The organism is Psychroserpens mesophilus, assembly GCF_050617655.1.
Classification (GTDB): Bacteria; Bacteroidota; Bacteroidia; order Flavobacteriales; family Flavobacteriaceae; genus Psychroserpens; species Psychroserpens mesophilus_A.
The window spans coordinates 253032-265413 of the sequence record NZ_JBODQC010000004.1 but is presented as its reverse complement, the minus strand read 5'-3'; the positions used below and the strand labels follow the sequence as shown (position 1 = coordinate 265413).

The following is a 12382-nucleotide window of genomic DNA, read 5'->3' as shown; positions in this document are numbered from 1 at the left end:
AGTAAACTTTTTTTAAATTAATATTTTATTGACCAATGACCACTTTTGGAAAACGAATCACTTTATCTCCAAGCTTATATCCTTTTTCAATAACATCTACGATTTTTCCTTTCATGTCGTCATTAGGTGCTGGAATTTGAGTTATGGCTTCATGCATGTCTGCATCAAAAACATCACCAGCAGTAACTTCAATTTTTTCTAAGCCTTTTTGATTTAATGTAGTCAATAACTTATTGTAAATTAAAAGCACCCCTTTTCTAAGCTCTTCTGCTTCTTTATCGTCTTCAATATGTGCTAAAGCTCTTTCAAAATCATCTAATATTGGTAGCATTGCCAACATGACATCTTCACTTGCCGTTTTAAACAAATCAATACGCTCTTTGGCGGTACGTCTCTTATAATTTTCAAACTCGGCAAATAAGCGCAAGAACTTATCTTTTTCTTTTCCGAGTTCTTCTTTTAATTGCTCTTCAACAGAAACATCTTCTACTTGTGTATCTTCATTAAAAGTTTCATTTACTTCTGAATCTTTTATAGCTTCGTTTTTATCTTTTTTACCCATTACATTGGTCTTTTTTTTATAAATCTTCGATTTAAGATTGGCAAAAGTACTGCCATTATTATTAAAATGTCAAAATGTCATCAAAAAAATTATTATGTTTGAGAGCTCTTCAGAAATTATTATTTTTGAAGTATTATAAACACTAAAACTATTTTAAATGATTAAGAACTTATTCCCTATTGCATTGTCACTTGTATTGACGTTTTCAATCAGTAGCTGTAAAAACAAAGCAGAAGAAGCAAACACAAGCGATGCCGAAGCTGCAGCTGTTAGTGAAAGTACTTCTGAGAAATTCACTGTTAATGTTGCAGAATCTGCCATTGAATGGAAAGGTTTTAAGCCAACAGGAACTCACAATGGCACCATTAACCTAGATAATGGTGTATTTAAAACGGACGATGGGAAATTACAAAGTGGTACTTTTTTAATAGACATGAGCTCTATTACTGTGAACGATCTTGAAGCTGGTGATGGCAAAGAAGATCTTGAAGCGCATTTAAAAGGAACCGTTGAAGGAAAAGAGAATCATTTCTTTGATGTGACTAAATTTCCTTCTGCTGCATTTGAGATTACTGGCACTGAATCTTTAGCTGCCGGAAAAACCAGATTGTCGGGTAATCTGTCTATAAAAGGTCAGAAACACAATATCTCATTTCCAGTAAACATTACTAATAATGGTGACCAAATCACCATTGAAAGTGATTCTTTTACGATTGATAGAACTAAATGGAATGTCAATTATGGTTCTAAATCTATTTTTGAAGATTTAGGAGATAAATTTATTAATGATGATATTGAGATAAAAATTAACATCAAAGCTAAAAAGGCCTAGATTGATAGCGTTAAAAAATTGCTACAGCCATTCTTTTGAAGAATGGCTTTTTTTATTAACCCAATAAATCCTGAATAGCAGGTTCAAGATGATGAAATTTAAAGTCGAAACCAGCTGTTTCAGTTTTTTGTGAGCTGACACGTTGACTTTCAAATAATAATATATGCATCTCACCTAAAACCAACTTCATAGCAAATTTAGGTATGTTAGGTAAAATAAGAGGTTTGTCTAGTACGTTTGCGACTACCTTTGTAAGTTCTGTATTACTCACAGGATTGGGAGCTACTCCATTGTAAACACCTTCAAGCCTTTTTTCTGCTAAATACATAAAAAGACGCGCTAAATCTTCAATGTGTATCCAGGATTGCCATTGTTTCCCATCGCCAAAAGCTGCACCAGCACCTAAACGTATCGGTTTTGCCATCTCTGGTAATGCACCTCCTTTTTCAGAAAGCACTAAACCAATTCTAATTTTTGAAACTTTTAGTCCTAAAGACGAAAATTGATCAACAGCCTTTTCCCATTTTTCAACTACTTGCCCTAAGAAAGATTCCGAATTCTTATCAAAATCTTCTTCATAATACTTCGTTTGAGAACTGGGATAAATGCCAATAGCACTAGCTGAAACAATATGCTGTACTGGAAAATTATGTGCTTTAATGGCATCGTATAGCAATTTTGCTGTATCAGTTCTACTTGAAATAATTTCTTTTTTATAATCTGAAGTCCATCGCTTTGAAATGGTAGCTCCAACTAAATTTATAATGGTATCGACACCTTGGAAGCAAGAAAGATCAATTTCTTTAGCATCTGGATTCCAGTAAAAGCCAATGTAATTATCTTGAGATGATAATTTATTTTTAGACGTTGTTAGATAATGAACCATGCAATTATTATCATGGCAGACTTTAACAATTTCTTGTCCGATTAACCCTGTAGCACCTGTTATTAATACTGTTTTCATAGCATTACAAATTTACTGAAACTATAAGGTTGTAACTAATATTTATGAATGGTTTAACGTTTAATTGCCCTAAGCATATGTCGTTTTCCTGGAGGACCTTCTAAACGTTGTATCACAAAACCAACAGCTCTTAACGCACGTTTTGCACTTCCTTTACAGGCATAAGTCACCAAGACACCATTTACTCTTAAAGCTGTGTACATTTTACTAAATAATTCTTCCGTCCATAACTCTGGTTGTACACGTGCTCCAAAGGCATCAAAATAAATAACATCATAACAATTTACATCATCAATCTCATTGAAAAACTTCTGCTGTTTCGTCAGTCTGAAATTTTCAGTAATTTCATGTGATGTTTCCCAATCAGATGTGTGGAGTTTTTCAAAAGAATTGTTAGTGACTTGCAAGGCTTCAGTATAATTTAGTTGCTGGAGCTCTTCAACAGACACAGGGTAGGCTTCAACACCACAATAATCTAAATGTAGATTGAATTGTTCAGAAATTAACAAGGTAAGCATAGCGTTGAGTCCAGTACCAAATCCTATTTCAAGAATTGAAATTGTATCAGATTTTGAATCAAGCCCAAAATGACAGTTGGATTGAGAGTTAAAAAAAAGCAAACCATGTTTAATATATACATGATTTGCTTCTTGTATGGCGCCATGAACAGAATGGTATTGTTCGTTCCATTCTTCAATTTGAATGGTTTTTGAACCGTCTGCTGTGGTGATGATTTTACGTTGCAAATGTTTATTTTATCAGTAATTTTTTAATCTTAGGTATTGGTCCTGTACATTCTGTCTGATGACACGTGATACAAAGATTAATAGCGTTATTGTAACGCTCGGTAAGCGACACAACAGAATCCTTTTCAAATACTAATTTTTGAGCTTCAACAAACTTCCCTGAGTAATGATCAAAAGTTTGGTTTCTTGACTTAGACTCTGAAAATATAGCTGTATGAATTTTTAAAAACTCTTCTGGAAACTCAGTAGTTATTTTTCCGCTTTTAACTTCTTCCTTAAGCTGTAAATTAAAGGCATGCATGCCTCTCATCAAATTGGCCATTTCAGAACCTTGATACACATCGTAACGGTCTTTACCATCAACTACAGTAATCGTTTTTTCTGTTTTTTCTGAAGAATTACAGCTAAAAATTAATACAGAAACTACAACAAGGCAAGCAATAGATTTAAACATTAGTCTTCTTTTAGCAACACACCATCTGCAACAAATGAAAATGTCTTTTTAGGCTCTGTTATTTTTGCAATGTCTTCAGCAGATTTACCAGCATCTTCAGCATAATGACGTTGTTCTTCAACAGGAACTTCGTTTACAAAAGCTTTGCCGTTTAATACCACTTCTCTTCCTGCGATATCTTTAGGCATAAAAAAGCCATAATCTTTAAATTTTACCATGACTTGTTCTCCATTTTCTAAATCTACTTTCATCCAGCATCCTTTTGCCTGACAAACCTCATCAACTTTAGCAATCATTTTAGTTTCAATAGAATCGCCAATGGTCATACTTTCAAAATGAGTAGCCATACGTTTTGCAGAGAGTGCATCCGCATCGTTAATTTCTTTTCCAAAAGAACTATAAGAAATGTCTTGTTCATCGTTAGAAGTTTCTTGTGCGATTTCTGCTTGCTCTCCGACTTCTTTGTTTTCATTTTTACAAGAAAAGACAAAAGTTACCAACATTAATACTAAAAAAATACGTTTCATAATAAGGTGTGATTTTTAAATAATTATTTGATTCACAAAGGTACATATTTTTTAGCTCAATTTTATACGTTTTTAAAGCTGAAATCACTAATTTTGCAAAATATAATTCAGAGAAAAATGACGAAAGTTTCAACTTACGAAATCGATATAGTTAAATCACCAACCTCTAAGATTAATGACGTAGATTTTGACAATCTTTCATTTGGTCGCACATTTACAGACCACATGTTTTATTGCGATTTTATCGATGGCGAATGGCAACAACCGAAAATTAAACCTTATGGACCAATGAGTATCGATCCTTCTGCTCGAGTATTTCATTATGGTCAAGCTGTTTTTGAAGGCATGAAAGCTTACAAAGATGATCAAGGAGGTGTATTTTTGTTTAGACCTGAAGAAAACTTTGCTCGTATCAATAGATCAGCAAAACGATTAGCTATTCCAGAATTTCCTAAAGACTATTTTTTTAAAGGTCTTACAACCTTACTAAACCTTGACAAAGCCTGGATAAAAAGTGGAGATGGAAACTCTCTATATATCAGACCTTTCGTGATTGCTACAGATTCTGCTATTGCAGCCGCACCTTCAGAAAACTATAGATTTATGATTATTTGCTCTCCAGCAAAAGCATACTATAAAGGTTCTGTAAAAGTTTTAATTGCTGAAAAATTTAGTCGCTCGGCTAATGGTGGTGTTGGATTTGCAAAAGCTGCTGGGAATTATGCAGCACAATTTTACCCAACAAATCTCGCACAACAGAAAGGGTTTCAACAAGTTATTTGGACTGATGCAGACACACATACGTTTTTAGAAGAAGCAGGAACTATGAATGTTTTTTTTAGAATTGGAGATACACTAATTACTGCGCCTACGAGTGATCGTATTTTAGATGGTGTAACTCGAAAAAGCATCATACAACTGGCTGAAGATAATGGGATTCGTTGTGACGTGAGACCTATTACAGTTAATGAAATAATTGAAGCTTCTAAAAACGGAAGTTTAAAAGAAATATTTGGAACTGGTACTGCAGCTGTGATTAGTCCTGTTTCTGCTTTTGAGCATCATGATTCTATTTATGAGCTTCCAGAAATAACTGCAAATTCTTATTCTAGCATTCTTAAGAAAAATATGCTAGGCATACAACATAACTTGTCTGAAGACAAACATGGCTGGAGATATGAATTAAAATAAAGCAAAAAAAGAAGCCAAATGGCTTCTTTTTTTTAGGATTCTAAAATCTTTTCAATATTGGGTTTAAAGTAATTTGGTCCTTTTAATACTTTACCATCCTCTCTGTAAATAGGTTCTCCATCTTCTCCCAGTTTACTCATGTTACTGCGTTGAATTTCATCAAAAACTTCTTCAATTTTATGTTGTAAACCATGCTCAATGATTGTTCCGCATAAAATATAAAGCATATCGCCTAAAGCATCTGCAACTTCTACAAGATCATTGTCATTTGCAGCTTCAAGATATTCTTCATTTTCTTCACGCATTAATTTATAACGTAGCATATTTTTTTCGATACCTAAATCTGCCTTAGGTGTTTCTCTATGTCCAATTTTAAAGGCTGTATGAAATGCTTTTACGGCTTCAATTTTAGTTTTCATATTTATTCAAGGTATTTTTATAATCTAAGCAACTAGGTCTGATTATGTTAGCTAAAAAGTTGATAAAATCCACAAAATATTAACGTGATATTGTATAAATTTTGAAATTGTATTATTTATTTTTGCATAAAAATAGCTATATGTTCAGTAATGGTCAATGGATTTTTGGAATTTTATTTGCAATAGCTTTTATTGTAATTATTTTTTTTGCCTATAGAAAAGATTTCAAATTACATCAAAAATATTACAGAGGCAGTGTTTGGGTTTTAATTGCTTTTATTTCTTTTCTAGCTATGATTGCTACGATTAAGTTTATTTTTGTTTAGAGTTAATGATCTTTCATTGTTTTTTTCAGATTCTTATTAAACATCTCAAAAACTATTATTCATAAAAAAAGGAATCGATTTGTGATGACATTCTTCAATGTCATAAGATGTTTAATAAAAAACAACCATGACCATAAGCTCAATTATTATTTCACTTATCATAATCAATTTACTGTTACTAAAATTTAGCATCAATAAACACAAGCAGTAGTTCTCACAAAATGGCTTTAAAATTATTTCAACGACACTTTAGCTAAATTGATTATCTTTGATAGTACAATCTATTGTCAATCAATCCTCCTAAAGATGAAAGCGTTTAAATACATTATATTTTTAATCCTAATCCTTATTATTGGGTTCGCTATTTATATTGCTGTTCAGCCAAACTCCTTTGAAGTAGAGCGCACGAGAACTATAAATGCGCCAGCAGCTGTTGTTTACGAAAATATTATCGATTTAAAAAACTGGGAAGCTTGGTCATCTTGGGTTGAAGAAAAACCCGAAACCGTAATCACATTATCAGATAAAACTGAAGGTATTGGAGGCTCATACACTTGGAAAGATCAAGATGGTGTTGGTACAGTGAATACTGTTGATACCCAACCAAACACTTCAATTACTCAGGAAATGTGGTTTGATGATTTTCCTAAATGGGATATGACTTGGAACTTAAACCCAAATAAGGATGGCTCTACTGTAGTTACATGGAAAATTACTGGAGAGGAGTTGCCTTTTCTTTTTAAAACCTTTCTAGCCTTAAAGGGAAATATGGAAACACAAATCGGACCTCACCTTGAACGAGGTTTAGAAAAACTTGAAAGCATCTTAGTAGCAGACATGAAAAAATATAGTGTTACTATTGAAGGTGTAACTCAACACAGTGGTGGTTTTTACCTCTACAACACGACGTCAAGTAAAATGTCTGATTTTAAAGAACAAATGCAGGAGATGCTGCCAAAAGTAGGTGCTTATGCTATGGCTAATAATATCACTATGGCGGGAAAACCTTTCGTAATTTACCACAAATGGGATCCCGAAAATAATGCAGTCATGTTCTCTTGCTGTATTCCAACAACGTCAAAAATAATTACAACCAACACAGATATAGTCACAGGTCAACTTGAACCTTTTAAAGCTGTAAAAACGGTTCTTAAAGGTAATTATGAAAATCTGCAAGAAGCTTGGGATAAAACAATGTCTTATATTACTGAGCACAATTTAGAGTTTACTGAAGCAGGACCAATGATAGAAGTATATGTAACAGACCCTAATAATCATCCTAATCCTGCAGATTGGGTAACTGAAATATTCATTGCTGTAAAATAATGGTGAAACAATTAGTACTTGTATTTGTTGGTGGAGGTTTCGGAAGTATGCTGCGTTTCATTCTTGCAAAATTTCTGAATAACAGTCAAAACGGAATTCCCTATGGCACATTTGCTGCCAATATTATTGGTAGCCTTTTAATTGGAATCATATTAGGGATAGCAGCAAAACACAACACCTTATCATCTCACCAGACTCTTTTACTTGCTACAGGTTTTTGTGGAGGTTTCACAACGTTTTCGACCTTTGCGTATGAAAACCATATGCTTTTAAAATCAGGTGATTTCACGTCGTTTGCTATTTACACCATCGCAAGTTTTATTGTTGGATTCTTAGCAGTTTTCTTCGGAATGTATCTAGTGAAATAAAATACTAATGTTTTTTAAACGCCTTCACTCCTGCTCTAACTTCTAAGGCTAAATAATTGACTCTTGGTACTATCGGACAAGAATATTTCTCATTATAAGCACAATATGGATTGTAAGCTTTATTAAAATCAATCTCTATGGTATCACCTTCAGGAATTCTCAAATCAATATAGCGTCCGCCTCCATAACTTTCTTCGCCATTGGTGTCGTCAAGAAACGGCAAAAACAAATAATCTGCTAGTCCTTCACGTTTGATAATGTCTTTTCCTTGATACACGTTTAAAGTATAGGATTGTCCCTTCAATTCAAAGGTCAGAATCCCATAAATACGTTCTGGAGACACACGACTGGTTGTCGTTTTCATATCAAACCATTCGGTATTGGGAGTGCGTTTTAAATAAGCGTTTACAACGTATGTAGAGTCAAACGTAAAGAAATCGAGACCTTTAAACGTTTTTCTGTCTTTATCTTTCAGAGGAGAACTCGTGGCATCCTTATACTCGGCATTGAGCTCTCGCTGAAATTCAGTATCTCCTAAAACAGGCGTTTTACTTTGCGCACAACTTAAGGTGCTTATTAATACAATAGCTATTAAAAATGACTTCATAAGTATAGATTTCTGTTTCAAAAATACAACTTAAACCTTTTTTTCATAGATTTGAGTATTAAATAATAAGAAAAATGAAAAACTGCGTCATAACATATACAAAAAGACAAACCCCTTTTCTAAGGAGTCGGACTTACCATATGCTATGATAATAGAAAGATATTACTAATCAATCATAAAAGGTCCGACGTTAACGTCGGACTTTTTACTTTTATACAACCACCAAAGATGAAAACCTTACTAAATAACTATACCAGCACATACAAAGGGATTGCTAAAGAAATTTGGTTTCTGTCTGTAGTAACCTTCATAAATCGTGCTGGTGCAATGGTGATTCCGTTTTTATCATTATATCTCATCGACCAAAAAGGATTTACTTTACCTCAGGTTGGATGGATCATGACCTTTTATGGTTTCGGTTCTTTAGTTGGCAATTTAATTGGTGGAAAACTTACTGATGTCATTGGCTATTATAAAACCATAGTATTAAGTCTTTTTATTGGTGGATTGGGTTTTATTGGAATTCAGTTTTTAGATACGTTTTATAGCGTATGCTTCGGTATGTTTTTTCTTATGATTGCTGTAGATACCTATCGTCCTGCTATTTTTGTAGCAGCAGATGCATACAGTATAAATAATAATGTGACCAGAAATATCGGACTCATACGTTTAGCTATCAATTTGGGCTTTTCCATAGGTCCTGTAATTGGTGGTATGCTTATTGCCAGAGTGAGTTACGCATCTATATTTTGGGTAGATGGTATTACTTGCATTTTAGCTTCAGCACTATTAGTTTTGCTGTTGAAACCTAAAAAGAAAAAGAATGAACAGGATGAAAAAATCATTCCGGTAAAAGAAGGGGTTTCACCTTACCGTAATCCTGCTTTTTTATTATTCTTTTTAGTTATGGTCATTAATGCCATTGCTTTTATTCAGTATTTTTCTACCGTTCCTATTTTTTATAAACAGGCCCACGGACTTTCAGAAGATACGATTGGATCCATTTTATTTTTAAACGGAATTCTGATTGTATTTTTGGAAATGCCACTCATCGCTTGGGTAGAACGATTAGGGATGTCAAAAATTACTGCTACTATATTTGGCGTTGTCTTTCTGGCCTTAAGTTTTATTATTTTAAATATCTCAGAGGCGTTTAGCGTTTTAATCATGGGAATGATTTTAATGACGATTGGTGAAATGATAGGCTCCCCATTTTCTAACGCTTTAGCTTTAAATATGGCTCCTAAAGGCCGCAAAGGAAGTTATATGGGTTTGTACAGTATGAGTTTTTCAATTTCACACATTATTGGACATAATGCGGGAATGAATGCCATTTATTATTTTGATTTCGATAAGACCTGGTATGGCATGTTTGCACTTTTAATTGCTGCTGCTTTCTTGTTGTTGTACTTACCGAAACTCATAAAAAAATTAAATCTTAACTACAAATGAAAACACGTCATACAACAGATATTTTGATTATTGGTGCTGGACCCATTGGAATCGCTTGCGCTTTAGAATGTAAAAAGCGACAGTTAAAATATGTCGTAATTGAAAAAGGAGCCTTAACCAATTCTATCTATAATTATCCGTTAAACATGACCTTTTTTTCAACGTCTGAAAAGTTAGAAATAGATGATATTCCGTTTATTAGTAACAACCCAAAACCTACCCGAAATGAAGCTTTAGAATATTACCGAAGGGTTGTCACTTCAAATCGTTTAAACATCAAACTTTATGAAGAAGTTGCTGCTGTAAAAAAAGAGAATGACAGCTTTTCCATTGAATCGTCAAAAGCTCATTACGAAGCAAAACACCTCATTGTAGCTACAGGATTTTATGACATTCCGAATATGCTGAATGTACCTGGCGAAGAACTTCCTAAAGTGTTTCATTACTACAAGGAAGCGCATCCATTCTCTTTGCAAAACGTTGCTATTGTTGGTGCCAGTAACTCTTCGGTAGATGCCGCTTTAGAAATTTACCGAAAAGGCGGAAACGTCACTATGATTATTAGAGGTGATGCCATTAGTGAACGCGTGAAATACTGGGTAAGACCTGATATCATCAACCGAATTGAAGAAGGAAGCATCAAGGTGTTCTACACTTCAGAAATTGAAGCTATTAAAGAGCATGAACTTATCATCAATACGCCTGAAGGCACTAAACGTATAGCAAATGATTTTGTACTCGCTCTAACAGGTTACCAGCCAAATTTTAGGTTCCTAGAAGCTATTGGTGTTCAATTCTCTCAAGATGAGAAACACAGTCCAACTTACAACCCAGAAACTATGGAAACTAATGTAAGCAACTTATATTTGGCAGGTGTCATTTGTGGTGGTATGGAAACACATAAATGGTTTATTGAAAACTCAAGAATTCATGCCAAGCAAATCGCTGAGTATATAGAAAATAACAAATAACTCAACCTCTAAACACCAAATCTCCTACTTTAAAGGTTTAACCTCATTATGCTTAATCACATGCGAGAGCACAATCTGTGTTTTCGTTTCGCCATAAACAATCAATTGATCAATAAAGGATTCTAAATGTTTTTGATTTTTTAACACCACTTCCATCACAATATTTTCGTTTCCAGTAATGCGATAGCAGTTAATCACTTCGTTATAAGTTTTTACCTTTTCCAGAAAAGGCTTGAGCATGCCCATAAAAGCACGTAAGGTAATTAAGGCTTTGAGCTGGTAACCGACTTCAAACGGACTAACCAACGTATTATAGCTTTGAATAATGCCAGCATCTTCCATCTTTTTAATACGTTCGGAAACAGCTGGCGAACTCACACCAACCTGACGACCAATTTCGGCATTAGACTGGCGCGCATTCGTTTGCAAACATTTTAAAATCTTCCAGTTTAGGTTATCAATCTGCATTTAAAGTATTTTTAAAATATACATTAATAATTAAATCAAATATACGTTTTTACTTTAAAACCTAAAGTATAATGTCATTACTTGTCACTAATTTTGTTACAATTGCTATTAAAAATGAATTATAATATCCCATCTCATTTATCTGAACTGCCTATATATCAAAAGGCTATGGACATCCTTGTCTTATCAAGAAGTATATCAACATACATAGGTCAGGATTTATCGTATTTGCGATCTGATGGTACTGAAGATACACACATTTACTTTTCTGGTGATATCATTCAGCAATCTGAATCTTTGGCTCCGGAAATTGAAAAAGCGCAAGCTGAACATTGTTCGCACAAAAAGCATAAACATTTTGCATCTTTAGAACGCTTAGTACATCGTTTACACCTTAATTGCAATCGCTTACAACATTGCAATAGTAATGGTAAAGACTATTTGCCAATTCTTCAAAGTGAATTAAAAAAATTCAAGCGTTTGCAACGCCATTGGATGATGACGCTTTAAAAAGCTCATAAATTTTACATGCCACCAACATTTATGCTTTACTAATGATAAGCCGAGTTGTGAGCTAACGCACCATTACACGTGCTACAGGTACCAGCAGATCCAGATCCACCTGCACATCCTTTTTCACAAGTATAATGCCATACTCCTGCCGAATTCTGTGCTGGCTCAGGAGTTTTAGTTACAGGAGTAGCTGCAGGCGAGGCAAAAGGTTCGTTATTTGCTTTGTCATGATAAACTGTGTTATGAATCAAAATATTTCCACATGTATGACATGCTATTGCAGATCCTGCTCCTCCAGGGCAACCTATTCTACAGGTATAGTGCCAAACACCTGCTGTATTTTGAGCAGGCTCAGTAGTAGCGGGAGTTTTTGCACTAGGTTCGGCAGACGGTTTTTTGACTTCTACTGCTTTTGAGTTGTTATCTTTTGGCGTTTTCGTTTGGTCATTACAACTAGAGAGAGAGAGGAATAAGCTTAATAATAGTAAGGCTGGAATCTTAAAATATTTCATATGTGGTTTCAAAATAAATGTTTAATACGTTAATCTTTGACTAGATATAATTTATGTAAGAACATGCTAAAAATGGTGCTCTATGATGTAAACTTACTCATTATTTTTTTTATGACTGGACTCTAAATGAATATTAACAAATGG

16 protein-coding genes are annotated in these 12382 nt (G+C 33.9%); 7 read left to right on the top strand and 9 right to left on the bottom strand.

What is annotated here, in order from left to right:
* Window positions 1-25: 25 nt before the first annotated feature.
* Window positions 26-562 (bottom strand): nucleotide exchange factor GrpE, encoded by a 537-nt coding sequence (locus tag ACRHNM_RS09905; RefSeq protein WP_431136104.1) that lies wholly within the window; start codon window positions 560-562, stop codon window positions 26-28.
* 157 nt (window positions 563-719) lie between these two features.
* Between ACRHNM_RS09905 and ACRHNM_RS09900 the strand changes: the two genes are divergently transcribed.
* A complete protein-coding gene (locus ACRHNM_RS09900; RefSeq protein WP_431136102.1) occupies window positions 720-1394 on the top strand; it encodes a YceI family protein in 675 nt (224 codons plus the stop codon).
* 55 nt (window positions 1395-1449) lie between these two features.
* On the opposite strand, the gene ACRHNM_RS09895 is transcribed toward ACRHNM_RS09900, so the two are convergent.
* The 4 genes from ACRHNM_RS09895 to ACRHNM_RS09880 are packed head-to-tail and all read right to left on the bottom strand — an operon-like array spanning window position 1450 to window position 4085.
* Window positions 1450-2358, bottom strand: a complete 909-nt coding sequence (locus tag ACRHNM_RS09895) for a TIGR01777 family oxidoreductase (protein ID WP_431136100.1) — start codon at window positions 2356-2358, stop codon at window positions 1450-1452.
* A 53-nt stretch (window positions 2359-2411) separates the two neighbouring features.
* Entirely contained in the window at window positions 2412-3104 is a 693-nt protein-coding gene (gene mnmD, locus ACRHNM_RS09890) for a tRNA (5-methylaminomethyl-2-thiouridine)(34)-methyltransferase MnmD (RefSeq protein ID WP_431136098.1), read from the bottom strand.
* 4 nt (window positions 3105-3108) lie between these two features.
* The gene (locus ACRHNM_RS09885) at window positions 3109-3558 is read right to left on the bottom strand and encodes a hypothetical protein (RefSeq protein WP_431136097.1); all 450 of its coding nucleotides are present in this window, start codon (window positions 3556-3558) and stop codon (window positions 3109-3111) included.
* Entirely contained in the window at window positions 3558-4085 is a 528-nt protein-coding gene (locus ACRHNM_RS09880; protein WP_431136096.1) for a DUF4920 domain-containing protein, read from the bottom strand. The genes ACRHNM_RS09885 and ACRHNM_RS09880 overlap by 1 nt, the downstream gene beginning before the upstream one ends.
* Before the next feature lie 117 nt (window positions 4086-4202).
* Here ACRHNM_RS09880 and ACRHNM_RS09875 point away from each other — a divergent pair, with 117 nt between their 5' ends.
* Window positions 4203-5276 (top strand): branched-chain amino acid aminotransferase, encoded by a 1074-nt coding sequence (locus ACRHNM_RS09875; RefSeq protein WP_431136094.1) that lies wholly within the window; start codon window positions 4203-4205, stop codon window positions 5274-5276.
* Window positions 5277-5308: 32 nt separating this feature from the next.
* Here ACRHNM_RS09875 and ACRHNM_RS09870 read toward each other — a convergent pair whose 3' ends face one another.
* Window positions 5309-5695, bottom strand: a complete 387-nt coding sequence (locus ACRHNM_RS09870; RefSeq protein WP_431136092.1) for a hypothetical protein — start codon at window positions 5693-5695, stop codon at window positions 5309-5311.
* A gap of 632 nt (window positions 5696-6327) precedes the next feature.
* Here ACRHNM_RS09870 and ACRHNM_RS09865 point away from each other — a divergent pair.
* Together ACRHNM_RS09865 and crcB are read left to right on the top strand one after the other, a co-directional pair.
* Window positions 6328-7347 (top strand): SRPBCC family protein, encoded by a 1020-nt coding sequence (locus ACRHNM_RS09865; RefSeq protein WP_431136090.1) that lies wholly within the window; start codon window positions 6328-6330, stop codon window positions 7345-7347.
* A gap of 2 nt (window positions 7348-7349) precedes the next feature.
* Window positions 7350-7715 (top strand): fluoride efflux transporter CrcB, encoded by a 366-nt coding sequence (gene crcB, locus ACRHNM_RS09860; protein ID WP_431136224.1) that lies wholly within the window; start codon window positions 7350-7352, stop codon window positions 7713-7715.
* Between the two features lie 4 nt (window positions 7716-7719).
* On the opposite strand, the gene ACRHNM_RS09855 is transcribed toward crcB, so the two are convergent.
* Complete coding sequence (locus ACRHNM_RS09855; RefSeq protein ID WP_431136088.1) at window positions 7720-8322, bottom strand: DUF1684 domain-containing protein; 603 nt, start codon at window positions 8320-8322, stop codon at window positions 7720-7722.
* Between the two features lie 228 nt (window positions 8323-8550).
* On the opposite strand from ACRHNM_RS09855, the gene ACRHNM_RS09850 reads away from it, so the two are divergent.
* On the top strand, window positions 8551-9774 hold the full coding sequence (locus tag ACRHNM_RS09850) for an MFS transporter (protein WP_431136087.1): 1224 nt from the start codon (window positions 8551-8553) through the stop codon (window positions 9772-9774).
* On the top strand, window positions 9771-10745 hold the full coding sequence (locus tag ACRHNM_RS09845; RefSeq protein ID WP_431136085.1) for a YpdA family putative bacillithiol disulfide reductase: 975 nt from the start codon (window positions 9771-9773) through the stop codon (window positions 10743-10745). The genes ACRHNM_RS09850 and ACRHNM_RS09845 overlap by 4 nt, the downstream gene beginning before the upstream one ends.
* A 24-nt stretch (window positions 10746-10769) precedes the next feature.
* Here ACRHNM_RS09845 and ACRHNM_RS09840 read toward each other — a convergent pair whose 3' ends face one another.
* A complete protein-coding gene (locus tag ACRHNM_RS09840) occupies window positions 10770-11213 on the bottom strand; it encodes an Lrp/AsnC family transcriptional regulator (protein WP_431136083.1) in 444 nt (147 codons plus the stop codon).
* A gap of 114 nt (window positions 11214-11327) precedes the next feature.
* Between ACRHNM_RS09840 and ACRHNM_RS09835 the strand changes: the two genes are divergently transcribed.
* Window positions 11328-11723, top strand: coding sequence for a hypothetical protein (locus ACRHNM_RS09835; protein WP_431136081.1), 396 nt, complete (start codon window positions 11328-11330; stop codon window positions 11721-11723).
* Window positions 11724-11764: 41 nt separating this feature from the next.
* Here ACRHNM_RS09835 and ACRHNM_RS09830 read toward each other — a convergent pair whose 3' ends face one another.
* Window positions 11765-12250, bottom strand: a complete 486-nt coding sequence (locus ACRHNM_RS09830) for a hypothetical protein (RefSeq protein ID WP_431136079.1) — start codon at window positions 12248-12250, stop codon at window positions 11765-11767.
* Window positions 12251-12382 lie beyond the last annotated feature (132 nt).

Excerpts from the sequence above, each read along its gene's own strand:
- ACRHNM_RS09905 (WP_431136104.1), bottom strand. The coding sequence starts at position 562 with ATGGGTAAAAAAGATAAAAACGAAGCTATAAAAGATTCAGAAGTAAAT.
- ACRHNM_RS09870 (WP_431136092.1), bottom strand. The coding sequence starts at position 5,695 with ATGAAAACTAAAATTGAAGCCGTAAAAGCATTTCATACAGCCTTTAAA.
- ACRHNM_RS09835 (WP_431136081.1), top strand. The coding sequence starts at position 11,328 with ATGAATTATAATATCCCATCTCATTTATCTGAACTGCCTATATATCAA.
- ACRHNM_RS09840 (WP_431136083.1), bottom strand. The coding sequence starts at position 11,213 with ATGCAGATTGATAACCTAAACTGGAAGATTTTAAAATGTTTGCAAACG.
- ACRHNM_RS09880 (WP_431136096.1), bottom strand. The coding sequence starts at position 4,085 with ATGAAACGTATTTTTTTAGTATTAATGTTGGTAACTTTTGTCTTTTCT.
- ACRHNM_RS09855 (WP_431136088.1), bottom strand. The coding sequence starts at position 8,322 with ATGAAGTCATTTTTAATAGCTATTGTATTAATAAGCACCTTAAGTTGT.
- ACRHNM_RS09865 (WP_431136090.1), top strand. The coding sequence starts at position 6,328 with ATGAAAGCGTTTAAATACATTATATTTTTAATCCTAATCCTTATTATT.
- ACRHNM_RS09885 (WP_431136097.1), bottom strand. The coding sequence starts at position 3,558 with ATGTTTAAATCTATTGCTTGCCTTGTTGTAGTTTCTGTATTAATTTTT.
- ACRHNM_RS09895 (WP_431136100.1), bottom strand. The coding sequence starts at position 2,358 with ATGAAAACAGTATTAATAACAGGTGCTACAGGGTTAATCGGACAAGAA.
- ACRHNM_RS09900 (WP_431136102.1), top strand. The coding sequence starts at position 720 with ATGATTAAGAACTTATTCCCTATTGCATTGTCACTTGTATTGACGTTT.
- ACRHNM_RS09850 (WP_431136087.1), top strand. The coding sequence starts at position 8,551 with ATGAAAACCTTACTAAATAACTATACCAGCACATACAAAGGGATTGCT.
- ACRHNM_RS09845 (WP_431136085.1), top strand. The coding sequence starts at position 9,771 with ATGAAAACACGTCATACAACAGATATTTTGATTATTGGTGCTGGACCC.
- ACRHNM_RS09875 (WP_431136094.1), top strand. The coding sequence starts at position 4,203 with ATGACGAAAGTTTCAACTTACGAAATCGATATAGTTAAATCACCAACC.